This is a genomic window from Nocardia sp. NPDC057227, from assembly GCF_042669725.1.
Lineage (GTDB): Bacteria > Actinomycetota > Actinomycetes > Mycobacteriales > Mycobacteriaceae > Nocardia > Nocardia asteroides_A.
Window position 1 is genome coordinate 208,007 of sequence record NZ_JBHUXA010000001.1, and the last position, 24,385, is coordinate 232,391.

Genomic DNA, 24,385 nt, shown 5'->3' on the forward strand with positions numbered 1-24,385 from the left:
GGTGCCTCACCAATTCGTCAGAACGAGGTGGACGAGCAGCAGGGTGCCCGCCGCCTGCACGGTAAGCCAGATCCGGTCCGCGGCGCGCGGCAGGAACGCGGGAGCGGCCAGCAGCCACACGTCGAAGGGTAGCCAGATCCGTTCGGTCTCGGCCTTGCTGAGCCCGCTGATGTCGGCGGCGAGTACCGCGCAGAGCCCGGCCACCACCAGGATCGCGGCCGGGTCGGCGGCCCGCAGCCGCGCCGCCACCCGCGGCAGCGCGGCCACGGTGGCCAGGCCGACCGCGCACACCGTCGCGGCGAGATTGCCCCACCACCAGTAGCCGAACGGCCGCGTGGCGGCGATGCCCTGGTAGTAGCGCTCGACCACCAGGTGATAGCCGTCCAGCCACCAGAATCCGGCCAGCGCGAAGGCCGCGACCACGGCCAGCGCGCCGGCCAGCGCGGGCAGCAGCGGGCGGGCGGTGCGCCCGGCGATCAGCACCGCGACGGCCGGGATCGCCATCAGGACCAGCCCGTAGTTGAGGAAGATCGCCAGCCCGAACAGCAGCCCGGCGCCCAGCGCGACCGGGGTCCGGCCGGACCGGGTCGCGATCGCGAGCAGCGCGACCGCCCAGGCGGCGACCGCGGCGAACACGGCGTCGGCCGAGACCGCGATCCACAGCGCGGCCGGGGCGAGCACCAGGAACGGCAGTGCCGCGCGCGCCCGCTCCGCCGCCCCGAGCGCGGTCAGCGCCACCGCCACCGCGGGCACCGCGGTGCAGCCGATCAGCACGCACGCCCACGCCGCCCACACCGGCCCGCCGAGCCCGGCCCGGTCGAGCAGCACGAAGAACAGCAGCGCGCCCGGCGGGTGCCCGGAGACGTGCGTGGTCCAGGAGTCGGGCTGGAAGTCGAGGATGCGCCCGGAGAACCCGCGCAGCACGGCGCCGATATCGGTGACGCCGGGCACCTCGTGCGGATACTCGTTGACGTCGGCGAAGCGTCCGGCGAATCCGCGTTCCCAGCCGTCGACCAGCGCGAGGGCCAGGGCCCACCCCAGCGCGGTGAGATAGCTCAGGGTCAGCAGCCGGGGCAGGGAGAGCCGGGCGGCCAGCGCGGGGCCGGTGGTGATCACCGCGGCGGCGAGCGCGATCGCGGGGACCGTGCCCCAGCCGATGTGCGGGACGAAACTACCGAAGATCGGTGCGGCGGCGGCGTAGAGCGAGAGCCGCCACTGTTCGCTGGCTATTCGCGGGACCGCGAATGCCAGGGCGACCAGGGCCAACCCCGCCCCGGCCGCGAGCAGGTCGGCACGGGCGAGGCGCGGCTCGCGCGCGGTCTCGGAGAGGCGGGGCACGGCACTGACCCTAGGGCCGGGAGGCCCGGAGTTACCGGTGTTCGGAGCGGACGTCAGACTTTCGTCACGGATTCCATGGCCTGATTTCGATGGTCCGGGGCATAGCGTCGACATGGTGACCGAACGCATGGACGGCGTGACCGTCGTCATCCCGTGCCGCGATGAAGCTGAAGCGTTGCCGAAAGTACTCGCCGCCGTTCCCGGCGGCTACCGCGTCCTCGTGGTCGACAACGGCTCGACCGACGGGACCGCCGCCGTCGCCCGCGCCGCGGGGGCGCGGGTGATCTCCGAACCGACTCCAGGCTACGGCGCCGCCGTGCAGGCCGGGATCGCCGCCGCGGCGACCGGGGTGGTCGCCGTGCTCGACGGCGACGGCTCCATGGACCCCGGCGAGCTCCCCGAACTGGTCGGCGCGGTGACCGCGGGCGCCGACCTCGCGGTCGGGCGGCGCAGGCCGGTGCAGCGCGGCTGCTGGCCCTGGCACGCCCGGCTCGGCAACCGGGTGATCGCGGCCCGCCTGCGGCGCCGCGGCGTGCCGGTGCACGACATCGGCGCCATGCGGGTGGCGCGCCGCGACGCGCTGCTGGCGCTCGGCCCGCTGCACCCGCGCTTCGGCTACCCGCTCGAGCTGCTGGTGCGGGCCGCGGCGGCGGGCTGGCGGATCGTCGAGTTCGACATCGGCTACCGGCCCCGCGCCGGCGGCGTCTCCAAGGTCTCCGGCTCCCTGCGCGGCTCGGCGCGCGCCACCCGTGACTTCCTGGCGGTGCTGTCATGACCTGTCCGGCAACCCTTCTCGTCATCGCCAAGGCGCCGGTCGCCGGGTTCGCCAAGACCAGGCTGAGCCCGCCGCTCACCCCGCGCGAGGCCGCCGACCTGGCCGCCGCCGCGCTGCTCGACACCCTGGAGGCGGTGCTCGCCGCCGAGGTCGAGCACCGGGTCGTCGCGTTCACCGGCGATCCGGCCGCCGCCGAGCGCGGCGCCGAGGTGCGCGCGCTGCTCGCCCGCTTCGAGGTGCTGCCCCAGCGCGGCCGGACCTTCGGCGAACGGCTGGCCAACGCGCACGCCGACGCCGCCCGCGCCGGGTTTCCGGTGCTGCAGATCGGTATGGACACCCCGCAGCTCTCCGCCGCCGAGTTGACCGCGGCCGCGACCGAGCTCGCCGGCACCGGCGAGGCGGTGCTCGGCCCGGCCACCGACGGCGGCTGGTGGGCGCTCGGGCTGCCGACCCCGCAACCCGCGCGCGCCCTGGCCGCGGTGCCGATGTCCACCGCGCGGACCGGGCTGCTCACCCGGGACGCGCTGCGCCGCTGCGGGATTCCGGTTCGCTCGCTGGCCACGCACTCCGACGTGGACGACTTCGACGACGCGCTGCGGGTCGCCGCCTTCGCCGGTGGCCGCTTCGCCGCGGCCGTGCACCGGCTCACCCCGGTGTCCCGATGACCGAGACCTTCGACCGGGCCCTCGCCGGTCACGACTGCTGGGTTCGCGCCGCGGACGGGACGAGGCGCGACGTCCCGGCCCGGCGCTGGCTCGGCGCCGCCGAACCCGCCGACACCGCCTTCACCGCGGGCTGCGACGGACCGACCATCGACCTGGGGTGCGGGCCGGGGCGGCTGGTGGCCGCGCTGCTGCGCCGCGGCGTCGTCGCGCTCGGCGTCGACGTCTCCCCGCTGGCCGTCGCGCTGACCAGGGCCCGCGGCGCGCCCGCGCTGCTGCGCGACGTGTTGGGCCCGCTGCCGGGCGCAGGCCGCTGGTCCTACGCGCTGCTGGCCGACGGCAATATCGGCATCGGCGCCGACCCGCGACGGCTGCTCGTCCGCACCCGCGCCCTGCTCGCCGCCGACGGGGTGGCCGTGGTCGAGTTCGACCCGCCGGGCACCGGGATGGTGCGGCTGCTGCAACGCGTGGAGACCGACGCCGTCGCGGGGCCGTGGTTCCCGTGGACCCGGGTCGGCATCGAGCACGCCGGGCAGCTCGCCGCCGCCACCGGGTTCCGGGTGCGCGCCACCGCCGAGGTGCACGGGCGCCACATCGCGTGGCTCGACCGCGCCCGCCGGGCGGTATCGGCATGAGCGGCCGGACTCGCGACGAGTTGCCGCAGCCGCCGCAGCCGGACGAGCACCCCGCCGACGAACCGGCGAGTCCGGCGCGCGGCGCGGAGATCGCCGCCCGCGCAGGCATACCGCTCGGGGTCGCCATCCTGGTGTGCTTCCTGACCGGGCTGCTCAGCCACTGGATCCAGCATCCGCCGGACTGGTTCTACTGGCCCGCGCACCCCGTGTGGCTGTATCGGGTCACCCAGGGCCTGCACGTGATCGCGGGGGTCGCGGCGATCCCGCTGCTGCTGGTGAAGCTGTGGGCGGTCTACCCCCGGCTGTTCCAGCGGCCCAAGCTCTCGCCGCTGGTACTCGCCGAGCGCGGCTCGATCGCGCTGCTGGTCGGGTCGGTGATCTTCCAGCTGGCCACCGGGGTGGCCAACATCGCCCAGTTCTACCCGTGGAAGTTCTTCTTCCCGCCCGCGCACTACGCCATGGCCTACGTGGCGCTCGGCGCGCTGGCCGTGCACCTGGCGGTGAAGCTCCCGGTGATCCGTGCCGCCCTCGACCGCCCGGTGAACTCCCCGCCCAGCTCCGGGATCTCCCGGCGCGCGGTGCTGAACGCGGGCTGGATCGCCGCCGCCGTCGCCGGGCTGGCGGTGGCCGGCCAGTCGGTCCCGTTCCTGCGGTGGCTCGCGGTGCTGGCGCCGCGCAGCGGCGAGGGACCGCAGGGGGTTCCGGTCAACCGCACCGCCGTCGCCGCCGGGGTCGTCGACCGGGCCGGCGATCCCGCCTACCGCCTGATCGTGGCCGCGGGTGAACGCCGCCGCGAGTTCGGCGCCGACGAGCTGGCCGCGCTGCCGCAGACCTCAGCGCGGCTGCCGATCGCCTGCGTGGAGGGCTGGTCGGCCTCGGCGGAGTGGTCCGGGGTCCGGCTGCGCGACCTCCTCGAGAGCGTCGGCTACCGCGGCGGGGCGGTGCGCTTCGAGTCGCTGGAGGAGTCGGGGATCTACCGCACCTCGATCCTGCCCGCCGTCCACGTCGCCGCCGCCGACACCCTGGTCGCGCTGACGATCAACGGGCAGCGGCTCGATCTCGACCACGGCTACCCGTGCCGGCTCATCGCCCCGAACCGGCCCGGCGTGCTCCAGACCAAATGGCTGGCCCGGATCGAGGTGCTCGCATGATGCTCGCCCTCCGCGCCGCGCTGCTCGCCGCCGGGATCGCCATCGGCTGGTACGGCATCGCCGCGCTGCTCGACCTGGCCCGGCCGGAGCTGATCTCGGTCGCCTGGTGGTTCGGCCTCGGAATCCTGCTGCACGACGCGGTTTTCGCGCCGCTCTGCGCCGCCGCCGGGCTCGGTGCGCGCCGAATACTACCCGCCCGCTGGTGGGCGCCGGCCGCCTGCGGTGCGCTGTGCACCGTCACCCTGGCGCTGCTAGCGCTGCCGGTGCTCGGGCGCGGCGGCGCCGTGCCGGACAACCCCTCGGTGCTCGACCGGGCCTACCCGCTCGGGCTCGGGGTCACGCTGGTGGTGGTGTGGGCGCTGGTCGGCGCCGTGCTGGTCCTGCGCCGCGGCCGATGACGGCGTGTCGGGAGGGCCCGAGAACGCACGAAACCCGCGCCGTCGGCGCGGGTTTCGGGTCAGACGATTGTCAGACGGCGCGGACGCTCGCGGCCTGCGGGCCCTTCTGGCCCTGCTCGACGTCGAACTCGACACGCTGGCCCTCATCGAGGGACTTGAATCCGGATCCGGAGATCGCGGAGTAGTGCACGAACACGTCAGGGCCGCCACCGTCTTGCGCGATGAAGCCGAAGCCCTTTTCGCCGTTGAACCACTTCACACTGCCTTGCGTCATTACTTTGTATTGCTTTCTGTAGCAAGCCGAACCGTCACTGCGACAACTCGTACTCTTCTCAAGGATGTCACACCCGGGCCATCGGTGCTTCGAACGTGAGCCACCGCACACATGCCGGCTACGCGGACGGCGCCCGTGCCGTCTCGGCCGGAGAGTGCGGACCCCGGTCGGCACCGATGCGCTCATGCAGGGTCAGCAGCAGATCGTCGACTCGCGACCGCACCTCCGCCGACGCCGCGGCGCCCTCCCCGGAGACCACGGCGCACAGCCGCGCGGCGAACTCCCCCACCGGCAGTCCGGTCACCTCCGCGCGCCAGGCCAGGAGCTCCCCGGCCTTCTCCGCGGTGACACCGTAGACCAGCCGCAGCATGCCGACGGCCTGCTCGACCGCCGCGCCGGTCTCCACCATGCGCGGCAGCGCCTCGTCCAGGAGCGCCTTGTGCTGGACGGCGAGTTCGTCGGTGAGGTCGATGTAGAACCCCTCGACCTGCGAACCCGGCTCGTCCGCGCCGCCCGCCCGGTCGGCGAACAGGATCAGCGTGCGCTCGGCCCCGGCGGCGTCGAGCAGCCGCACCCGTAGGCAGAACCGCCGGTCACCGGCGAGCGCCTCGGCCAGCGCCGCCCGGTCCAGTGGGTGGACCTGCGCCAGCAGCAGCTCAACGCCCAGCTGCCCGTCCCCGGCATCGGCAGCCGCCGAGCGCGGCGCGGTCTGCCTGGCCCACCACATGGTGCGCTCGTCCGGGCGGTAACCGAACCGGCCGACACACACCGGCGCCACCGCGCCCGCGGTGTCGATCCCATCGCGCGACTCCGTCTGCTGTGTGCCGCCCATGCCCTCTCGCTCTCGGTCCGAACGTGCGGCCCCGGCCGCTGCAATCGAGGCATACCCGTTTCGTCCCGCCGATCGACCTCACCGGGGAATTCTGTCTGGTGAGAGGTCTGCGACATCGCACGACACCTCGGCGGGTCGCGGGAGGGGTTCAGCGCGGCGCGGCCCGGCGGCGGGCGGCGACGATGTGCGCGACGGTGACCGCGCGGTCCGCGCGCTCAGCGGCGTGGACCAGCAGCTCTTCGGCTTCGCGCAGGGCGGCGTGCAGCCGATCGTTGCGGGGTCCGTCGGGCACGGTGCGCGACAGCCTGCCGTACAGCACCCCGACCCGCTCGCGCAGCACCTGAACCGCGGCGCGGGTGGGCGCGGGCCCGAGCCCGGCCAGTCGCGTGATCGCATCGGCGAGTTCGGCTTCCAGATCGTCGCTGTCCACGACCACCCCCCGTTCCGCTACCGCCCCGGACGCCGCTCCCGGCCCCGAAACCCAGGGTATGAGACCCACTCGGTATGCCACCGATCCCGCGGGCAAAACCTGCCCTCTCGGGTGTAGACATTCTGCCGAGAAGCTACTAACGTCTCTCTCGTCGAGAACAGAAGGACTGGTAGCCGGGCAGGTGAACTGCCCGGAGAGCAGAACCCTCGCCCCTCCCCGGCGGAGAAGAGAATCCGGTGCAGCAGGCCGGACCGCCGGGGGGCGGGGACGCAGTACCGCAGACATGTCAACCGATCCCGGGAGGTGGCCTACTGAACAACTCGACCCGACTTCACACGCCCGCCAGATTCCGGGCACCGGCCGCATCGGCCGAGTGATGATGTCGGAATTGCCCTCGTAACTCTTCCGGGCCCCGGCGCCAATGGCGCCGGGGCCCCTGGCGTGCGCGCCGACCCACCCGAAAGGCACTGTGCCCGAACCCGCATTCGAAGAATCCGGCTCCGATATCGCCGCCGGGCGTCTCGACGACAACGACTATCCCGCCTACAGCATGGGCCGCGCCGCGGAGATCCTCGGCGTCACGCCCGCTTTTCTGCGCGCCCTCGGCGCCACCGGCCTGGTCGAGCCGCAGCGCTCCGACGGTGGGCACCGCCGCTACTCCCGCGCCCAGCTGCGGATCGCCGCCCGCGCCCGCGAGCTCGTCGACAGGGGCACCGCGCTGGAGGCGGCCAGCCGGATCATCTCCCTCGAGGACCAGCTCGCCCGTGCCCACGAACGCAATGCCGAGCTGTCCGGCCCGGAGGCCGAGTCCGGCGGCTGACCGGCCTGCCGTCGACGAGGACCGTGCTCGGAGCGCACCCATCCGGAGCGAGGAGTCGAGGAGATCATGACCAGCACCAGCGACGATGCTCCGCTGCAGCGGCAGCGCTTCGCCACGGGCGAGGCGGAGCTGATCGAGCAGATGCTCACCGCCATGTACGTCGACACCCGCAGCCGGATCGATCCGATCGACGCCGACGACGTCTTCAGTATCGAGAGCGGCGCTGTCCCCGGCCTGCACTCGGCACGGCTGCACGCGACGACCGGTTTCGGCGCCGACACGGACCCGATCGGCGATCACGTCGTGGTCGAGACCTTCACGGCCGGGCGGTTCGAGTACGACTACGACCACGGCAGCACCCGGGTGCGCGGGCGCGCCGGTGACACCGTCCTCGTCCCCGCCCACACCACGCAGACATTCCAGGCCTTCGCGATGGAGATGCTGATCCTGCGGATCCCGATGACCCGGATCGATGACGCCGCCGCCACCCACTACGGTCTGCACCCCGGCGAACTGCGCTTCACCGGGTTCACTCCGCTGAACCCCGCCCTCGACCGCTACTGGAACTCGCTGACCCACCAGGTTCACCGCGACCTGCTCTCGGCCTCGGACCCCGCGCTCGCCCACCCGGTCCTCGCCGAACAGACCGGTGCCATGCTCGCCACCGTGCTGCTCGCGGTGTTCCCGCACACCGGAATGACCCAGATCTACCGGCCCGGCCCCGGCACGACCTCCCCGGCGGCGCTCGCCCGCGCGGTGGAGCACCTGCACGCCCACCCGCACCTGCCCATCACCGTCACCGAACTCGCCCGGATCGCCGGTGTGACTCCGCGGGCCCTGCAGTACGCCTTCCGCACCCACCACGGCACCACCCCGCTCGGCTACCACCGCGAGGTCCGGCTGGAAGCGGCCCACCGCGACTTGCGCACCGCAGACCCCGCCGCGGGCGACACCGTGACCGCGATCGCCGCCCGCTGGGGCTTCCCCAGCTCCGGACGGTTCGCCGGCTACTACCGGCAGCGCTACGGCGAGACCCCCGCGCGGACCCTGCACTCCTGACCGCGGCGGCGACCACTCGGGGCGTAGCGCACGGGGTGCACCCGGGTTTCGTTTTCGGACAGGAGGGAGGAGAGTGGACGATGCTGATCACAACGCCCGTGGCTGCCCCCGCAGGGCAGCGAGGTGACGGGAATCGAATGCGGCCCGGAGGGAGCCCGCACGTATGCCGTTCGCCAGCACCGACGTCGGCGTGATCGCCGATTTCATGGCCAGGGCCTACGCGACCGCGCGGTTCGGCACCGCCGCGGGCTCGCGGGAGAATCCGACCTCGGTCCGGCGGATCCAGCTCGGCCCCGCGGTGCGGCTGGACCGGCTCGGCTTCGGCTCGACCATGTCGTGGACGGTCGACCCGCTCGGTACCTGGTGGGTGTGCGCGGTGCGACGCGGCGCGGTCGAGCGCACCGACGCCGCCGGGCGCACGACCGCGATCGCCCCCGGGCAGCTCGCCGGGCTCGGCGAACGGGGGAACGACGGCCTGCGCGCCACCGGCTACGACATCCTCTCCGTCGATCCGCGGTTCCTGCCCCGCGACACCGGCCCGCACGGTGCCGACGCGCCCTGGCGGATCGGCACCCGCCATCTCGACCCGGCGGCCGGGGTCCGCCTGGCCGCGCTACTCGACCACGTGCGCGCCGCGGCCGAAGCCGATGTCCTCGGGTCCCCCCTCGTGACCGCGAGCCTGGCCCAGTACGTGGCCGCCTCGGTCACCGAGGCGTTCCCGGCCGGCGACCACCTCGAATGGGACGGCGACGGCGGCGCCGCGGATTCGGAGACCGTCCAGCGTGCCATCGCCTTCCTGGAGGCCCACGCCCACGAGAACATCACGATCGGCCGGGTCGCCGCGGCGGCGTTCGTGACCCCGCGCGCGGTGCAGCTGGCCTTCCGCGCGCACCTCGGCACCACCCCGCTGGGCTATCTGAAGCGGATCCGCCTGGCAGGCGCCCACGATCAGCTGCAGCGTGCCGGCTCCGGCGACCACCAGACCGTCACCTCGATCTCCCAGTACTGGGGCTTCACCCACTCCGGGCGCTTCGCCATCTCCTACCGCCACGAGTACGGCCACAGCCCCGCCGAGACCCTGCAGAACTGACCACCACCCGGGAAGCGAATGTTCGGCCGACGGCGGTGCCACCGGAACGGTGTCCGTTGCCTCGACGCACCTCCGGCGGCACCTGCGGTTCCCGGCTCCCAGGGTCGTTCGGGCGGGGGCCGGACTCCGCACCGGCGAGGTGCCCGATCCGGGCCACCGGCAAACGCACCCCCGGCGCGGACGGCTGTCAGGCAGCCGCGACCGTCTCGGCCATCGCCTGTGCGCGGAGCTGGGCGAGCACCCGGGTCAGGATGCGGGAGACCTGCATCTGGGAGACCCCGATCCGGGCGGCGATCTCGTTCTGGGTCAGGTTGTCCGAGTAGCGCCACACCAGCACCTGCCGGTCGCGCTCCGGGAGCGCGGCCAGCAGCGGACCGACCGTGATCGCATCCTCGAGCAGGGTGTAGCCGGGGTCGGGGGCAACGAGATCGTCGAGTACCGAGCCGCTACCGTCGCCGTCCTCGCTCCGGCGTCCGGCATCGACCGATTCGCTCTGGTAAGCGTTGCGGGCGATCAGCGCCCGGGTGACCTCGACCAGCTCAACGCCGAGCTCGGCGGCGATCTCGCGCGCGGTCGGCATCCGGTTCAACTGCTGCGACAGCGACTCGATCGCCGGGGCGAGGCGTTGCTGGAGTTCCTTGACCGCCCGGGGTACCCGCACCGCCCACATCTTGTCGCGGAAATGGCGGCGCACCTCCCCCATCACCGTCGGGATCGCGAACCCGAGGAAGGGGCTGCCGTGCGCGTGGTCGAACCGGTCGACTGCCTGGACGAGCCCGACCATCGCGACCTGGACCAGGTCGTCGATGTTCTCCCCGCGCCCGCCGAAGCGCATCGCGATGTGCTCGGCCAGGGGAAGCGCGGTGGTGATGATGTCGTCCCGCAGCCGCGCCCGCGCCGGATCGGCGGGATCGAGGGCCGCCAGTTCGGCGAAACGGGGCTCGAGGTTCTCGTAGTCGTCTTTACCCGCGCCGGAGCGGCGGGCGAATTCGGCGTAGGTGGTCGAGGTTCTCGAACTCGTCACAGGGTGGGGTACCTTCCGGCAGGCAATACGAACAGATGTTCTATCGGTGATACCCGGAGATTCGAAGCGCAAACGCCACCGCCGCGGCGCGGAAGCCGCACCCGTCGTCTCCCTGCCCTGCCCGGGAGTGAAAAGCTTTCGCGCCGAGTCGATTCACTCCGATCGGCACCGGCATTTCGCACGCCCGGGCAGGGGTTCGGTCGAGCCCTCACTCCGCGGGGGCCGCCACCGCCATGGCGGCATCCCCGGTGAGGACCGCACACCTCGGGGCCCGGATCGGAAGGTCGGGGATGCGGGCGCCCGCGGTGTCACCCAGGGTCTAGCCGATCCGTCCCGAGCCAAACGTGTTGCAGCACTGCTACTTCTCCGAACGATTCGCCTCAGGCCCGGTGGCCGGGCGCGAGGTGATCGACATCGGCCATCCGCAGAACCGCGACCCCGGACGCCGGCGCCGACCCCACATCCGGGGCGAGCAGCATGCCGACGTGGTCCCCGTAGTCGTGGCGCTCGAGAATCGGGCCGCTGAACCACCCGGCCGCGTCGGTCAGGACCGGCAGCCCGCCCGGACCCGGCCGCCACGCACAGCGCCCGAACTTGTCGATCTCGTCGCCGGTCTCGGCGCCGAACAGCTCGGCGAGGGCAGGCCGGTCGTGCGGGAGCAGATGCACCACCAGCCGCTCGGCGCGCTCGGCCACCCCGAAGGTGTGGTTCGACTTCGATATTCCCACCAGGAAGCGCAGGGGATCGATGCTGACCTGGGCGGTGAAGCCGACCAGGCAGCCGCTGCGCTCGGCACCGGCGCGGGTGGTGACGACGAAGACCGGGTAGTCCGCGGCGGCGAGCACCGCTGCGCAATCCGACTCGGCGTCATGAGCGTTCTCCGACATGGGACCCGGATTCCCCCGCGGCCGCCACCCACACTGCCCCGGCGGGTGCCGGACACGTCGATCGAGAGCGCGTCAAGGCGGGTTGCGGTGGCGCCGGGCCCCGCCGGGGAGTTCAGCACCCCGCTCGTGGCAGGCGCTCCCCGGAGGAACCGTGACACCACCCCGAGCGCACCGGCGGCCCATTGTCACCGAGCACATTCGGCGCGGAACGAAGATCATGTTTCGCCCGATTCGGGCACTATGCACTCGAGGCGGCTGTACGCTGCGCCGAAAGTGAACCACACGTAGTTCACATCTGGATTCGAGAGGCCCATGACGATTCGCACCTCGGGTAAGCACCTTCTCCGCGCGGCAGGCGCGCTGATCGCCGGACTCCTCCTCCTGAGCGCGACGGCCTGTGGCGACGACTCGACCGAGCCGCCGAAAGCGCCCGCCACCAGCACCGTCGCCCCGGCCCCCGCTACTCCGGCGCCCGCCGCCGACCCGGCGCCGAGCAGCGCCGCGCCCGCACCGGCCGAAGCCCCGCCCGCACCGGAACCGGGCCCCGCGGAGCCGGAGCCGGTCGTCCCGGCGCCTGCCCCGCCGCCGGTCGCGCCGAAGCCTGCCCCGCAGACGGCCGCACCGCAGCCTGCCCCGCAGCCCGCGCCCGCCGCACCGCCCACCCTGGACGCGCCCGGCTTCGAGCCGCGCGCGGGCTACTGAGGGCCACGATGAGATCCGTCGTCAGCGCCCTGTGCGCGGCGGCCGCGCTGGCCGCCGCGTCGGCGATGGGAACGGCCGCCGCCCAGGTGGAGCCGGCGCCGCAGGGCAAGCAGGTCATCGTCCTCGGCGATTCCTACACCGCCAACGGCTGGGATCCGCTCACCCTCGGCGACGTCTGTGTGCGGGGCGCGACCGCGTGGCCCGCCCAGCTGGGCGCGCTGCTGGAGCCGGGCCAGGTGGCGAACCCGTCCTGCTCGGGCGCGACCATCGACAGCGGCCCCGGATTCACCCTCGCCCACGAGGTGCTGCAGGCCGATCGCGAAGGCGCGCTCGGCCCCGCGACGAAGCTGGTGACCCTGCAACTCGGCCTCGACGACCGCTGGGGCGAGTCCACGCAGACCCTCTGGTACGGGCTGCAGCAGTGCGTCTTCGACCTGGTCCGCGGCTGCGACCTGGACGCCGTCGAGCAGGGCCGCTACCCGGACCTGAACGGGGTCACCGGCCCCGTCTACGCCGAGCGGATCCGCGCCGCGGTCACCTACATCCGCTACTACGCCCCCGCGGCCCGGGTCGTGATCATGGGCTACCCGGAGGTGCTGGCAGCGGGAACGGAGACGGCCTGCGTCAGCATTCTCGGCGTCGCGCCGTTCATCCAGCCGCGCGCCAAGGCGGTAGTGGACTACTTCGACCGGATGGACCGCGCCCAGCGCGAGGCCGCCCAGCTGCTCGGGCTGGAGTTCCTGGACACCCGCGCGCTGACCGCAGGGCACGGGCTGTGCTCGGCCGAGCCGTGGATCAACGGGTTCTTCGACTGGCGCACCGATATCGCCGGGCTGCCGCTGCACCCGTCCGCGCGCGGGGACTCCGTCGTCGCGACCGCGCTGTACGACGGGTACCTGCGGTGACCACCGAGGTCGTCGCGGAGCGGCGGCCCGCGCTGCCGTCGCTCACCGGGGCGCGCTGGTGGGCGGCCTTCGCGGTGTTCACCCTGCACGCGCTGGTGTTCCTGCCGGTGTACCCGTTCCAGAAGTCCGAACTGTTCCGGCAGCTGCACCAGTGGATGCCGATGCAGCTGGGGGCGGCCGGGGTCACGTTCTTCTTCGTGCTGTCGGGCTTCATCATCTACTGGGCGTTCCGGCCCGGCATGTCGGTGCGGTTGTTCTACCGGCGCCGGGTGCTGAAGATCTACCCGACGCACCTGGTGGCGGCGGCGGCGTTCGTGCTGGTCGCGGCGGTGCCGCTGCAGCGGCTGGTGGTGTGGCTGCCGAACCTGCTGCTCGTGCACGCGTGGGTGCCGAAGTGGAGCACGGTCGGCGGGCTGAACGTGCCCGCCTGGTCACTCGCCTCGGAGATGCTGTTCTACCTCAGCTTCCCGCTGCTGGTTCCGCTGGTGCTGCGCATCCCGACCCGGCGGCTGCTGCTCGCGGCCACGATCCTGGTGCTGGGCGTGCTCGCGCTGCACGCCGCCTTCTACCTGTGGGTGCCAGGCCCGAAGGGGATCGGCAACGCCTTCGCGCCCCGGCTCGTGCCCGGCGACACCTCGCCGTACTACGAGCTGCACGCCTCCCCCGCCTGGTTCGCCCAGCCCGACATCCCGGTGTCGCCGTCGTACTGGCTCGGCTACACCTTCCCGCCCGCCCGGCTCCCGGAGTTCTACCTCGGCGTGCTGGCCGCCCGCATGGTGATCGAGGGGCGCTGGCGCAACACCCGGCTCGCGCCGCCGGTACTGGCGCTGGTGCTCGCCTACGCCGCGACCTGGGTGGTTCCGGTCGACTTCAAGATGTCGGCGCTGCTGATCGCGCCGACGGCGGCGGTGGTGGCGACGCTCGCGGTCCGGGATCTGCGCGGGATCCGCGGGCTCAACGCGCACCCGCGCATGGTGTGGCTCGGCAATATCTCGTACGCGTTCTATCTGATCCAGTTCCCGGTGATGGTGCTGGTCACCCGGTTCCTGATCGGGGGGAGGCAATTCGGGTTCCTCGGGTGGGCCGGGTTCGCCGTGCTGGTGTTCGCGCTGTCGACGGCGGCCGCGGCCGCGCTCTACCACTGGGTCGATCTGCCGATCATGAACCGGTTCGCGGGACGGTCCGCGCCCGTCCCCGATCAGCGCACCGAATCGGAACCCGAGACACCGGTGAGTGTTTCGGCGCGCAGCGAGGTCGAACTCGAGGACGAACCGGCGGCGCGGCGAACCTGACCGGCTACCCGCTGACCCAGCCGCGTCCGATCGAGCGCAGCAGGGCCGGGTAGACGAGGGTGTAGCGGAACGGGAGGATGGCGGCCATGTAGAGCCTGCCGAAGAGGCCGTTGGGTTTGACCAGCACCGCCATCTGACCGTGGTAGCCGGTCCCGGAAGCGTCCGGGACCCAGCCGATGTGCATCGCGGCGTGCACGGTTCGGTTCGCCATCTCCGCCACCCACTCGGTGTCGGTCTCGTACACCGAGGTGAAGGGGACGGCGGTGAGGTCGGGGCCGCGGGGCCCGGCCAGCAGGTCGGCGGGCAGCCGATCGCGCAGGGTCGGTACCCGGACGCCGATTCCGGTGTCCGGATCGTCCCAGTGCAGCAGCGCCCCGAGTCGCCAGCGGATCGCGAACAGTGTTCGATACGCGGCGGAGGTTCGCTGTTCCTTCCCGTCCGACGCGAATTGCCTTACCAGGCGGGCCAGGTCGTCCCGGCCGCCGGGCGTCGGCAGTTGCCACACGTCCTCGACGGTGAAATCCGGGGCTATGGCATGGATTCGCCACGGCTGGGCGCGGTACTCCGATCGCCTGATTCTCATCGTCGGCCCGCCCGGACGGGTTTCGTGGTGCGGATCACCGGGGCTGGAAGCGGGGGTGTGTCGAGTGCGAGCATGGAGTGATGATCGAGGAGCCGCGGTCGTGGCGTCTTGAACGGAACGGCAGCACCGCCTTCGTCGCGGTGTGCGCCGAGTTCGCCTGCATCTCCCTCGACGCCGCCGCCGCTCCGAACTCCTACCGGCATCCGGCCTGGCAGCTCGTGCTCTCCACCGACGACCCGGTCTCGGTGACGGACGGGCGCCTCGTCACCACCACCGCGCCCGGCGTTCTGATTCCACCGGGTCTCGAGCGCGCGATCCGCTATCCGGCGGGGTTCCTCTCGCTGTGGGTCGATCCCTACCTGGTCGCGGTGGGCGGCGTCCCACGGGTCCACGCACTCGACCGGAACCAGGTCCGCGGAGTGGTCACCGCAACCGGACGTGACCTCGATCCGGAGCGGCTGGGCGCGGCGCTCGACCGGCTCGCGATCGCCGCCCCCGCCCCGGATCCCCGATTGCGGCGGGTGCTGCGGTTGCTGGACGAGGGATCGAGCGTGGACGATGCGGCCGTCCGCGTCGGGCTGTCACCGCGGCGGTTGCGGCAGCTCGCTGCCGCGACGCTCGGCGGTTCGCTGACAGCACTGCGGCGCTGGCATCGGCTGCGCGAGGCCGTACTGCAGTTTCCGCTCCGGCCCGCCGCGGAGATCGCGGCGCGTACCGGGTTCGCGGATCAAGCGCATCTGGTGCGGACGACGGTCGCGATGGGCGGGGTGACTCCGGGCCGGATGGCCGCGGTGCTCGGTGGCGCTACCGGCCTGGGCGCGCGCGAGGCAGAGAAGTAATCGCCGCCGGTCTTCAATCAGGTGTCATGTTGACCGCCCTGATACCGGGTATTCATTACCGATGGGCAGCATGATCAAGAAAGCAGCGCATCTGCAGTACACCGACCTGGGCGCCGCGGTCCGGCTGCGGCGTGACGAATCCGAGGTGGTCGGCGAGCTGGTCGGCTTCACCCTCGCCAGGGAGACCGACGTGGAGCTGGAACTGCACGTCGCCGTGCTCGACCCGGCCGACGTCACCGCCTGCATCGAACCGGACAGCTCCGTGGAGCTGCGCGGCGACCGCTACGAGGGCGACGACGCCGACCCGGAGGGCTGGAGCAACGCCGTCTGAACCATCGGTGATGCGGCCGGGACCCCGGCCGCATCACCGGGTTCAGGCCGCGGCGGGCTCCGCGGCCGGCTCGGCCGCTTCGACCGCTGACGCCCGCGGAATCGTGAAGGTGGCCAGCACACTGGCGATCGCGATCACGAAGCACCCCACGGTGTACCAGAGACTCCCGACGGGGTCGCCATTGTCGGTCACCCCGTCCACCGCGCCGAAGTAGTCCGGCAGCGCGGCCACCCACAGCACGGCCAGCACCACCAGGTAGACGATCGCGTACACCTGCACGAAGCGATTGCGGTCCCCGCGCACATCGGAGGTCCCGGCGCGCAGCGCCGACCACCGCTTCCACAGCAGCGCCACCGCCACCACCGACAGCACGGCCAGCTCCCCCGCGTACACGACACCGCGCACGGTGTCGCTGCCGATGCCGATCACCGTGGCGGGCAACGGAAGCACGAAGGTGCCGATCGAGGCGAGCAGCCCGATCACCACCGTCCGCCACACCAGCTGCACTCCGGTGAACGTCGTCCCGGCGTCCACGTGACGGCCGACGAAGAACTGCACGCACAGCGCCAGCGACATGGGCCACAGCGCGGCGAAGACGACCACGCTCGGCAGCGGAACCGCGTCGAAGAACGGCTGGTTGATCGGGTTGGCCAGCGACCACTCCCACCAGCGCAGCTGCGGGCCGATGTGGTCGAAGATCTCGTAGAAGGCGTGGTGCACGAAGCCGACGCAGACCGCGCCGAGCAGCACCCCGTACCGGCGGAACACCCCGAGCATCCGGACGATCTCGAAGGCGAGCGTTGCCATCAGCGGATAGATCGCGACGATGTAGAGCGGCAGCCGCCCCCACAGGAAATCGACGGTGAACACGTTGTGCGCGAACATGGTGTCGACGTGCTCTTCGATGCCGAACGCCGCCGGGAAGTACAGCGGCGGCTCGATCACGAACAGGTAGGCCGTCGCGCCGAACCAGAGCACCAGGTTGGTCGGGTCGCCGTGCCTGCGCAGCCGCAGGATCGCGTAGACCAGGGCGAGGACCGAGCCGAGCACGATGGTCAGCTCGAGGACCGGCAGCGTCCAGTTCTCCAGCGCGGCCGGGTTGCGGAACTCGACGAGCCCGCCCGCCTCGTCGCACGAGAAGCCGAGCCGCGTAGCGAGTTCGGCGAAGGTGGGGGCACAGGGGGAGCTCATCCGTTCACCACCAGCTGCTCGGTGTCCGCGGTGTACCAGCGGGTGCAGTCGTAGCCGGCGTCGTAGCGGGCGAACCACTCCCCCGCCAGCTCGGGCAGTGTCTCCTCCCCCGGGTCGTGGCCGGGCATCTGGCTGCGGAACACCCCGGCCAGCGCGGTGAGCTGCTCCCTGCGCGGCAGCCCGTCGAAGGCGCGCGGCATGGGGCCCTTGGTCAGATAGGGCGCGACCGAGCCGAGCACCCGCTGCTTGAAGCGGTGGGTGGCGAACATCGACAGCGAGTCGACCTTCCGCTGCGCGAGCGGAACGTGCTGGTTGAACCCGGCGCAGGCGATCCGGATCACCTTCATGACGTGCGCGAAGATCGACGGCGCCATCCGCATCCGGTAGAGCTCGTTCCCGACCAGCGCGTTGAACAGGATCAGCGCGGAGCTGCGGTGCTCGACCTCCTCGACGAAGTGCCAGAGGAACAGCGAGGCGACGCGGTCGTCGCCGGGGCGGAACAGGGTCGCCTCGTGGTCGAGCATGAGCTTGAAGACCGGGGTGAAGGTGGCCTCCAGGTCGGCGGTGTAGGCGAGCCGGTAGTCGGTGGAGGTGGCCTCGGTGAGCAGGTCGAACTCACCGATCACCGCGTCCAGGGTGTTCTGCAGCCCCGGGTACTGCTTGATCAGCGCCTTGACGTGCTGGCGGTGCGCGGTGGAGTGGTGCCCCTCCTGCCGCATGAACGCCACCGCCTCGGCCGCGACCTCCGGGTCGGTGAGCACCGGCTTGAGCTGCATGATCAGCTTCACGATCATCTTCTCGAAGCCGACCGCCAGGAACGAGACGGCATTGGACATGCTCGACCAGGCCGGGTTCTGCGGATTCCAGCAGAAGGGGACGTCGGCGGATTCGAAACCGAAATCCATCTTCCGCGGCTGTAACTGGGTCATACCTCGCCTCACGGGTCAGGGCTGTTTGCGTCACCATACACAAAAGCAAGCGACTGTATGATTGCTTTCGCGCTGGTAGTGTCCGACCGGTGGCGCGCAGACGCGGATGGGGCGGCAGTCCGCCGGCCGACGACGAGGAAGCGCAGCGCCGCATCGTCGCCGCCGCCGTCGAGCTGATCGGCGCGACCGGAGCGGCGATCAGCATCGCCCAGGTCGCCGAGGTGCTCGGCGTGATCCGGCAGACCGTGTACCGCTACTTCCCCACCGCCGAGGCGCTGATGACCGCCGCCGCGATCGCCTCCGTCGACGGCTTCCTGGACCGGCTGACCGCGCACGTCGCCGGGCTCGACGACCCGGCCGAGGCGATGACCGAGGCCGTGCTCTTCACCCTCGTCGAGGTGCGCCGCACTCCGCACCTGGGGCTGCTGCTCTCCAGCTCCTACTCCGGGCGCGACCCCGACAGCCTCACCTCCGAGCAGGCGCGGACCTTCGGCATGACCATGATCCGGCGGTTCGACGTGGACTGGGCGCGGCACGGGTACGACGAGGAGGCGCTGCACGAACTCGTCGAGTACGTGCTGCGGACCATGCAGTCGTTCTTCGTCTCCCCCGGGAATCCGCCGCGCGGCGAGGCGGAGTTGCGCGGTTACCTGCGGCGCTGGATGGGTTCGGCTGTCGCCGCACAGTCGAAGGTCGGATCGAAGTAGCACCTCGATCTCGGGCAGGGCCGTTATCACTGCTGCGGAGAGTTTGCCGGTCCGGACCGGGGGTAGATGCCGTCCGTCTCTGTGATCACGGCGAAAGGGCGAACCGGCATGGTGCGAATTCCTGGCGGGCAGCGGTGACCGAAGCCGTGCTGGCGCCGCCGCGGCGGCCCGGAGTGCCTGCGACGATCCGGGTGGCGTCGGTGCCCGCGTCGCACGTGTACGTGCGGCACCTGGCCGACCCCGACGAACCCGACGGCGTCCTCCGCCTGCCCGACCCGCCGCCGGCGGACGGGCGGACGGTGCCGGGCGGCTGGTGGCCCCCGCTCATGCTCGACCCGGCCTGGATCGACGAGAACCACACCGAATTCGACCTCATGCACGTCCATTTCGGCTTCGACGCCATCGAGCCCGCGGTGCTGCGCGAGGTCGTCGACCGGCTGCGCGCGCACGGCAAGCCGCTGGTCTACACCGTGCACGACCTGCGCAACCCGCACCACCCCGACCCCGGCGACCACCACGCCCAGCTCGACATCCTGATCGAGGCCGCCGACGTCCTCACCACCCTGACGCCCGGCGCCGCACGCGAGATCGAACGGCGCTGGGGGCGGCGCGCGCACGTGCTGCCGCACCCGCACGTGGTCGAGCCCGACCTGGTGCGCGCCGAGCGCCCGCCCGCGCCGCAGTTCAGCGTCGGGGTGCACGTGAAGAGCCTGCGCGCCAACATGGATCCGCTGCCGGTGCTGGAGACGCTGGCCGGGGTGATCACCGAGATCCCCGATGCGGTGCTGCGGATCAACCTGCACGACGAGCTGTTCGACCCGGACAACCACTGGTACAACCCGCGCACCGGTGCGGCGGTGCTCGACTTCCAGCGCCGCCCGCAGGTGCAGGTGGAGGTGCACGAGTACTTCTCCGACGCCCAGCTGTGGCGGTACCTGTCGTCGCTGTCGGCGTCGGTGCTGCCCTACCGCTTCGGCACGCACTCGGGCTGGCTGGAGGCCTGCTACGACCTCGGCACCGCGGTGATCGCCCCGGACTGCGGCCACTACCGCGACCAACGCCCCTGCTACAGCTACGGATTCGGCGAGAACGGCCTGGACGCCGCCGCGCTGCGGCGCGCGGTGCTCGAGGCGAACGCCAGGCCGCTGCCGCGCGCGACCTGGCCGCGCAGGCACAGCGAGCGCCGCGCACTGGCCACGGCGCACCGCCGCCTCTACGAGCAGGCGCTGTCGTGACCGCGGGGCTGCGGGTCGCGCTCATCGCCTCCAGCAGGCACCCGATCGCCCAGCCCTTCGCGGGCGGGCTGGAGGCGCACGTGTGGCACCTGGCCCGCGCACTGCGCACCCGCGGCCACGCGGTGACCCTGTTCGCCGCCGCGGGCAGCGACCCCGCCCTCGAGGCGGCGACGGTCACCGAACCGGCCTTCACCCCGAGCCCGCTCGCCGCCGCCGACCCCTCGTCCGCGCCGATCGAGTTCCTGGTCGACCACCACGCCTACCTCAGCCTCATGCTGCGACTGCAGCGCACGGGCGCAACGGATTTCGACGTGGTGCACAACCACAGCCTGCACTACCTGCCGGTGGCGATGGCCGCTGGTGTGACGGTACCGATGCTGACCACCCTGCACACCCCGCCGACGCCGTGGCTGGAGTCCGCGGTCGCGGTCGCCGGGGCGGGCGGGTCGGCGTTCGCCGCGGTGAGCGCGCACACCGCGCGGTCGTGGCGGCCGCTGCTCGGGGAGATCGCGGTGATCGGCAACGGGGTCGACGGCGGGCGCTGGCCGGTCGGGCCCGGCGGCGCCGATCTGGTGTGGACCGGGCGGATCACCCCGGAGAAGGGCACGCACCTGGCGATCGAAGCCGCCGCGGCGGCCGGGCGCAGGCTGCACCTGGCCGGGCCCGTGAGCGACGGCGGCTACTTCGCGCGGGCGGTCGCGCCGCGGCTGGGGCCGGAGGTCGTCTACCACGGGCATCTGCACCAGGTGGAGCTGGCCGAGCTGGTCGGCTCGAGCGCGGCCGCGCTGGTCACCCCCTGCTGGGACGAGCCGTACGGGCTGGTCGTGGCCGAGGCGCTGGCCTGCGGGACGCCCGTGGTCGCCTTCGCGCGCGGCGGGATTCCGGAGATCCTCGATTCGGGCTCGGGCGTCCTGGTCGCGCCCGGCGACATTGCTGCCATGGCGGCCGCCGTCGACCGAGCTGCCGCACTGCCACGTGCGGGTGTCAGGCAGCGCGCGGAGACGCACTGCGCCCAATCCGGGATGATCGAGGCATATCTGCGCAGCTACGAGCAGTTGATCGGCCGCCACGCCGAGGTGGCGGCGTGATCGGCTATTACGTGCACCACCACGGCTCCGGCCACCTGCACCGGGCCCGCGCCATCGCCGCCGAACTCGGCGCGCCGGTGACCGTGCTGACCTCCCTGCCCGACCCGGGCACCGGCTTCGCCGACACCGTGCTCCTGCCCCGCGACGACAGCGGCACCGACCCGGTCGGCACCGACGCCGGCGGCGCGCTGCACTGGGTGCCGCGCGGTGACCGGGGGCTCGCCGATCGGATGGCGGCGATCGCGGCGTGGATCGCGGCGGTGCGGCCGTCGGCGATGGTCGTCGACGTCTCGGTGGAGGTCGCGCTGCTGGCGCGGCTGCACGGGGTCCCGGTGGCGACCATGGTGCTTCCGGGCGAGCGCGTGGACGACCCGCACCGGCTGGTGCACCGCATCGCCGACCGGGTCATCGCGGCCTGGCCGCGCGAACTGAACGACCCGCCCTACCTGCGCGCCGACGACGTCCGCTTCGTCGGCGGCATCAGCCGTTTCGCCGGGCGGCCGCGCGTACCGGATCCGCAGGCTCCCGATGTCCTGGTGCTGGCCGGAGCAGGCGGCGCGGACTTCGCCGCCGAGACCGTGTCGGATCTGGCCGTGCGGCACGGGGATCGACGCTGGCGCCACCTCGGCCCCGGCTCCTGGGTGGACGATCCGTGGCCGCTGCTGTGCGGGGCCGGGGTCGTGGTCGCGCACTGCGGGCAGGGCGCGGTCGCCGACATCGCCGCTGCCGGGGCGCGCGCGGTGCTGATCCCCGCCGCGCGCCCGTTCGGCGAGCAGCACGCCACCGCCGCCGCCATCGACGCCGCCGGACTCGCGGTGGTCGCCGATCGGTGGCCCGCCCCCGAGGAGTGGCCGGACCTGCTCGATCGCGCGGCGGAGCTCGAGCCCGGCCGCTGGGCCGGGTGGCGCACGACCGGCGCCGCCGCCAGGGCCGCGGCCGCGATCGAGGAGCTCACCGGCCGACGCGAACGGCGGGCCTCGTGAGAACCGCGGTCATCACCCTGTGCGGCGGACGGCTGCCGCACCTGCGCAATCAGCTGCGCGGCATCGAACTCGGCACCCTGCGCCCCGACATCCACGTCGTGGTGGCGCTCGGCGATCCGGCCGTCACCGCCGCACTCGCCGACCACCCGGCGCACGTGGTCGAATTCGACTGCGCCGCTCCGCTTCCCCTCGCCGCGGCCCGCAATCTCGGCGCGAAGGCCGCGCTGGCAGCAGGCGCCGAGCTGCTCGTCTTCCTCGATGTCGACTGCGTCCCCGGCCCGGACTTGCTCGCCCGCTACCGCGAACTGGCCGCCTCCGGCGAGCAGGCGCTGTGGTGCGGGCCGGTCACCTACCTGCCCCCGCCCCCGCCGGGCGGCTACGACCTCGAGCGGCTCGCCGCCCGGCGCGCCCCGCACCCGGTCCGCCCCGACCCCGGCCCCGGCGCGGTCCTGCGCGACGGCGACCACGACCTCTTCTGGTCCCTGTCCTTCGCCCTCACCGCCTGCACCTGGCGTGCCGTCGGCGGTTTCCACCCCGGCTACCGCGGCTACGGCGGCGAGGACACCGACTTCGGCGCCAAGGCCGCCGCGACCGGGGTTCCGCTGCACTGGGCGGGCGGCGCGGACGCCTACCACCAGCACCACCCGGTCTCCGACCCGCCGATCGAGCACCTCGCCGACATCCTCGCCAACGCCGCCCGCTTCCACAGCCGCTGGGGCCGCTGGCCCATGACCGGCTGGCTACAAGCCTTCGCCGACGCCGGGCTGGCCGAGTACGACCCCGCCCGCGACACCTGGACCCGCGTGCGCCTCGAGCTCGCGGGTACGGACTGATCACACCCGGACGAGCTCGCCCGAGCGCACCCCCGCCAGATCGTCGGCCAGCGCCGCCACCGTCTCCGCCGCGCACACCCGGTTGTCCCCCACCCCGCCGACCGGGCCGCGCTTGGCCCAGCCGGTGACGTAGAGCCGGTCGACCACCGCACCGCTCCCGGGATCGACGACCCGCCCCGCCCGGTGCGCGACCGTCCCCCGCTCGCTGAGCGGGACCCCGCGGATCGGCGTCACCTGGAACCCCGCCGCGCTGACCACCGAGTTCGCGCCGAAGGTGCGTCCGGCGCTGGTCGAGACCCGCAGGCTGCGCCCGTCGGCGATCTCCAGCCCGGTGGCCTCGCTGCCGAAGGAGAAGACCACCCGGGTGCGGCCGCGCACGGGCGGCTCGGCGATATCGATCGCGGGCAGCCCGCTGATATCGCGGACCACCGGGTTCGGGGCCGCGCGCGGCGCCAGCCCGGCGCCGTCGCGGACGAGATCCACGTTCTGCAGCCGCGCCAGCTCGAGGAAGACCGACGGCGTGAAGGCGACCCGGTCGGTGCGGGAGAGCACCAGGATCTGTTCGACCGGGCGGCCGCCCGGATTCACCTCGTCGCGGGTGACGATGTGCCGGACCAGGTCCATCGCGACATTCCCGCCCCCCACCACCAGGCAGACCGGCCCGAGGTCACCGGCCCCGGCGGGGGCGGGCAGCCCGGCGTTGTCGGCGGCGATGATGTCGATGGCGTGGTGGAAGCCGGGGATGCGGCGGTGGTTGTCGTGGCCGAGCGTGCGCGGGCGGGTCGCGCCGCAGGCGAGCACGACGGCGTCGAACTCCCGGCGCAGCTCGTCCACCGCGATGTCGACGCCGATCTCGGTGCCGAGCAGCACGGTCACCCGGTCGTCGCCGAACGGCTTGCCGAACAGCGCGATCATGTCGCGCACCCGGCTGTCGGCGTGTGAGACGCCGCGGCGCAGCAGCCCGCCGATCTCGTCGTGTTTCTCGAACACCGTGATCCGCGCCGAACCGGAGCGCTGCAGGATCTCGCGCACGGTGTAGAGCGCGGCCGGACCAGCCCCGACCACCGCGATGCGCAGCGGAGCGGCCAGCGCCCGGTGCCCGGTGTCCCGCGGGGCCGGCACCCGCGGGGCGCGCGCCCGGCCACGGAAGAACTCCTCGTTGATCCGCGCGAACGGCAGCTCGGTGCTGGTCAGGTCGAACTCGGACTTGATCGCCGAGGCCGGGCAGGCCTCGACGCAGGCCGTGCAGTCGATGCAGGTGCGCGGGTCGATGTGCAGGGTCGCGGCCGTCCCGAAGCCGGGCTCGCCCGGCGCGGGGTGGATACAGTTCTGCGGGCACACCTTGACGCACGAGGCGTCCTTGCAGCAGTGGCCGAGGATCACATGGGTCAC

The 24,385-nt window shown here is 72.8% G+C and carries 28 protein-coding genes; 18 read left to right on the forward strand and 10 right to left on the reverse strand.

The features are described from left to right. Positions 1 to 6: 6 nt before the first annotated feature. Positions 7 to 1,338, reverse strand: a complete 1,332-nt coding sequence (locus ACFUJ1_RS01070) for a hypothetical protein (RefSeq protein ID WP_378641122.1) — start codon at positions 1,336 to 1,338, stop codon at positions 7 to 9. Positions 1,339 to 1,465: 127 nt separating this feature from the next. Between ACFUJ1_RS01070 and ACFUJ1_RS01075 the strand changes: the two genes are divergently transcribed. From ACFUJ1_RS01075 to ACFUJ1_RS01095, 5 genes are read left to right on the forward strand one after another with little or no spacing between them, the layout of a single operon-like run. After that, positions 1,466 to 2,113 carry a glycosyltransferase family 2 protein gene (locus tag ACFUJ1_RS01075; RefSeq protein WP_378641893.1) on the forward strand — a complete coding sequence of 216 codons (648 nt, stop codon included), beginning with the start codon at positions 1,466 to 1,468 and terminating at the stop codon, positions 2,111 to 2,113. Next, the gene (locus ACFUJ1_RS01080; RefSeq protein WP_378641124.1) at positions 2,110 to 2,778 is read left to right on the forward strand and encodes a DUF2064 domain-containing protein; all 669 of its coding nucleotides are present in this window, start codon (positions 2,110 to 2,112) and stop codon (positions 2,776 to 2,778) included. Before ACFUJ1_RS01075 ends, ACFUJ1_RS01080 begins: the two co-directional genes overlap by 4 nt. Beyond that, positions 2,775 to 3,410, forward strand: coding sequence for an SAM-dependent methyltransferase (locus ACFUJ1_RS01085; protein ID WP_378641126.1), 636 nt, complete (start codon positions 2,775 to 2,777; stop codon positions 3,408 to 3,410). The genes ACFUJ1_RS01080 and ACFUJ1_RS01085 overlap by 4 nt, the downstream gene beginning before the upstream one ends. After that, positions 3,407 to 4,561: a molybdopterin-dependent oxidoreductase gene (locus tag ACFUJ1_RS01090; RefSeq protein ID WP_378641128.1), complete on the forward strand. Its 1,155-nt coding sequence runs from the start codon at positions 3,407 to 3,409 to the stop codon at positions 4,559 to 4,561. Before ACFUJ1_RS01085 ends, ACFUJ1_RS01090 begins: the two co-directional genes overlap by 4 nt. Further along, positions 4,558 to 4,959, forward strand: a complete 402-nt coding sequence (locus ACFUJ1_RS01095) for a hypothetical protein (RefSeq protein WP_378641130.1) — start codon at positions 4,558 to 4,560, stop codon at positions 4,957 to 4,959. Before ACFUJ1_RS01090 ends, ACFUJ1_RS01095 begins: the two co-directional genes overlap by 4 nt. A gap of 70 nt (positions 4,960 to 5,029) precedes the next feature. Here the strand turns inward: ACFUJ1_RS01095 and ACFUJ1_RS01100 are convergent, their stop codons facing one another. The 3 genes from ACFUJ1_RS01100 to ACFUJ1_RS01110 form a co-directional block, all read right to left on the reverse strand. Beyond that, positions 5,030 to 5,233 (reverse strand): cold-shock protein, encoded by a 204-nt coding sequence (locus ACFUJ1_RS01100; RefSeq protein ID WP_233017996.1) that lies wholly within the window; start codon positions 5,231 to 5,233, stop codon positions 5,030 to 5,032. A 118-nt stretch (positions 5,234 to 5,351) separates the two neighbouring features. After that, on the reverse strand, positions 5,352 to 6,065 hold the full coding sequence (locus ACFUJ1_RS01105) for an ANTAR domain-containing protein (RefSeq protein ID WP_378641132.1): 714 nt from the start codon (positions 6,063 to 6,065) through the stop codon (positions 5,352 to 5,354). Positions 6,066 to 6,213: 148 nt separating this feature from the next. Next, positions 6,214 to 6,501, reverse strand: coding sequence for a hypothetical protein (locus ACFUJ1_RS01110; protein ID WP_378641134.1), 288 nt, complete (start codon positions 6,499 to 6,501; stop codon positions 6,214 to 6,216). Between the two features lie 544 nt (positions 6,502 to 7,045). Between ACFUJ1_RS01110 and ACFUJ1_RS01115 the strand changes: the two genes are divergently transcribed. From ACFUJ1_RS01115 to ACFUJ1_RS01125, 3 genes are all read left to right on the forward strand, one after another. Further along, positions 7,046 to 7,315, forward strand: a complete 270-nt coding sequence (locus ACFUJ1_RS01115; protein ID WP_378641895.1) for a helix-turn-helix domain-containing protein — start codon at positions 7,046 to 7,048, stop codon at positions 7,313 to 7,315. A gap of 66 nt (positions 7,316 to 7,381) precedes the next feature. Beyond that, positions 7,382 to 8,374 (forward strand): AraC family transcriptional regulator, encoded by a 993-nt coding sequence (locus tag ACFUJ1_RS01120; protein WP_378641136.1) that lies wholly within the window; start codon positions 7,382 to 7,384, stop codon positions 8,372 to 8,374. Between the two features lie 163 nt (positions 8,375 to 8,537). Continuing rightward, positions 8,538 to 9,464 (forward strand): helix-turn-helix transcriptional regulator, encoded by a 927-nt coding sequence (locus ACFUJ1_RS01125; RefSeq protein ID WP_378641138.1) that lies wholly within the window; start codon positions 8,538 to 8,540, stop codon positions 9,462 to 9,464. A 187-nt stretch (positions 9,465 to 9,651) separates the two neighbouring features. Here ACFUJ1_RS01125 and ACFUJ1_RS01130 read toward each other — a convergent pair whose 3' ends face one another. Beyond that, entirely contained in the window at positions 9,652 to 10,488 is an 837-nt protein-coding gene (locus ACFUJ1_RS01130) for a SigB/SigF/SigG family RNA polymerase sigma factor (protein ID WP_378641140.1), read from the reverse strand. Positions 10,489 to 10,868: 380 nt separating this feature from the next. Continuing rightward, on the reverse strand, positions 10,869 to 11,375 hold the full coding sequence (locus tag ACFUJ1_RS01135; RefSeq protein WP_378641142.1) for a flavin reductase family protein: 507 nt from the start codon (positions 11,373 to 11,375) through the stop codon (positions 10,869 to 10,871). Between the two features lie 312 nt (positions 11,376 to 11,687). Between ACFUJ1_RS01135 and ACFUJ1_RS01140 the strand changes: the two genes are divergently transcribed. Genes ACFUJ1_RS01140 through ACFUJ1_RS01150 form a run of 3 tightly spaced genes read left to right on the forward strand, consistent with a single transcriptional unit; the run spans position 11,688 to position 14,274 of the window. Then, positions 11,688 to 12,077, forward strand: a complete 390-nt coding sequence (locus tag ACFUJ1_RS01140) for a hypothetical protein (protein WP_378641144.1) — start codon at positions 11,688 to 11,690, stop codon at positions 12,075 to 12,077. Between the two features lie 8 nt (positions 12,078 to 12,085). Beyond that, positions 12,086 to 12,982 carry an SGNH/GDSL hydrolase family protein gene (locus tag ACFUJ1_RS01145; RefSeq protein WP_378641146.1) on the forward strand — a complete coding sequence of 299 codons (897 nt, stop codon included), beginning with the start codon at positions 12,086 to 12,088 and terminating at the stop codon, positions 12,980 to 12,982. After that, on the forward strand, positions 12,979 to 14,274 hold the full coding sequence (locus tag ACFUJ1_RS01150) for an acyltransferase family protein (protein ID WP_378641148.1): 1,296 nt from the start codon (positions 12,979 to 12,981) through the stop codon (positions 14,272 to 14,274). The genes ACFUJ1_RS01145 and ACFUJ1_RS01150 overlap by 4 nt, the downstream gene beginning before the upstream one ends. A 4-nt stretch (positions 14,275 to 14,278) precedes the next feature. On the opposite strand, the gene ACFUJ1_RS01155 is transcribed toward ACFUJ1_RS01150, so the two are convergent. Further along, positions 14,279 to 14,857, reverse strand: a complete 579-nt coding sequence (locus ACFUJ1_RS01155) for a DUF2867 domain-containing protein (protein ID WP_378641150.1) — start codon at positions 14,855 to 14,857, stop codon at positions 14,279 to 14,281. Positions 14,858 to 14,937: 80 nt separating this feature from the next. On the opposite strand from ACFUJ1_RS01155, the gene ACFUJ1_RS01160 reads away from it, so the two are divergent. Both ACFUJ1_RS01160 and ACFUJ1_RS01165 read left to right on the forward strand, forming a co-directional pair. Next, on the forward strand, positions 14,938 to 15,696 hold the full coding sequence (locus ACFUJ1_RS01160; RefSeq protein WP_378641152.1) for a helix-turn-helix domain-containing protein: 759 nt from the start codon (positions 14,938 to 14,940) through the stop codon (positions 15,694 to 15,696). Between the two features lie 70 nt (positions 15,697 to 15,766). Beyond that, a complete protein-coding gene (locus ACFUJ1_RS01165; protein WP_378615022.1) occupies positions 15,767 to 16,027 on the forward strand; it encodes a hypothetical protein in 261 nt (86 codons plus the stop codon). Positions 16,028 to 16,069: 42 nt separating this feature from the next. Here ACFUJ1_RS01165 and ACFUJ1_RS01170 read toward each other — a convergent pair whose 3' ends face one another. After that, positions 16,070 to 17,218, reverse strand: a complete 1,149-nt coding sequence (locus ACFUJ1_RS01170) for a hypothetical protein (protein ID WP_378641154.1) — start codon at positions 17,216 to 17,218, stop codon at positions 16,070 to 16,072. After that, positions 17,215 to 18,147, reverse strand: a complete 933-nt coding sequence (locus tag ACFUJ1_RS01175) for a metal-dependent hydrolase (protein WP_378641156.1) — start codon at positions 18,145 to 18,147, stop codon at positions 17,215 to 17,217. The genes ACFUJ1_RS01170 and ACFUJ1_RS01175 overlap by 4 nt, the downstream gene beginning before the upstream one ends. 89 nt (positions 18,148 to 18,236) lie before the next feature. Between ACFUJ1_RS01175 and ACFUJ1_RS01180 the strand changes: the two genes are divergently transcribed. The 5 genes from ACFUJ1_RS01180 (at position 18,237) to ACFUJ1_RS01200 (ending at position 22,993) form a co-directional block, all read left to right on the forward strand. Continuing rightward, positions 18,237 to 18,854: a TetR/AcrR family transcriptional regulator gene (locus ACFUJ1_RS01180; RefSeq protein WP_378641158.1), complete on the forward strand. Its 618-nt coding sequence runs from the start codon at positions 18,237 to 18,239 to the stop codon at positions 18,852 to 18,854. Positions 18,855 to 19,054: 200 nt separating this feature from the next. Further along, on the forward strand, positions 19,055 to 20,089 hold the full coding sequence (locus ACFUJ1_RS01185; protein WP_378641897.1) for a glycosyltransferase: 1,035 nt from the start codon (positions 19,055 to 19,057) through the stop codon (positions 20,087 to 20,089). Next, positions 20,086 to 21,177 (forward strand): glycosyltransferase, encoded by a 1,092-nt coding sequence (locus ACFUJ1_RS01190; RefSeq protein WP_378641160.1) that lies wholly within the window; start codon positions 20,086 to 20,088, stop codon positions 21,175 to 21,177. Before ACFUJ1_RS01185 ends, ACFUJ1_RS01190 begins: the two co-directional genes overlap by 4 nt. Beyond that, the gene (locus tag ACFUJ1_RS01195) at positions 21,174 to 22,160 is read left to right on the forward strand and encodes a hypothetical protein (RefSeq protein ID WP_378641162.1); all 987 of its coding nucleotides are present in this window, start codon (positions 21,174 to 21,176) and stop codon (positions 22,158 to 22,160) included. Before ACFUJ1_RS01190 ends, ACFUJ1_RS01195 begins: the two co-directional genes overlap by 4 nt. Then, positions 22,157 to 22,993, forward strand: coding sequence for a glycosyltransferase family 2 protein (locus ACFUJ1_RS01200; protein ID WP_378641163.1), 837 nt, complete (start codon positions 22,157 to 22,159; stop codon positions 22,991 to 22,993). Before ACFUJ1_RS01195 ends, ACFUJ1_RS01200 begins: the two co-directional genes overlap by 4 nt. On the opposite strand, the gene ACFUJ1_RS01205 is transcribed toward ACFUJ1_RS01200, so the two are convergent. Beyond that, complete coding sequence (locus tag ACFUJ1_RS01205) at positions 22,994 to 24,385, reverse strand: FAD-dependent oxidoreductase (protein ID WP_378641165.1); 1,392 nt, start codon at positions 24,383 to 24,385, stop codon at positions 22,994 to 22,996.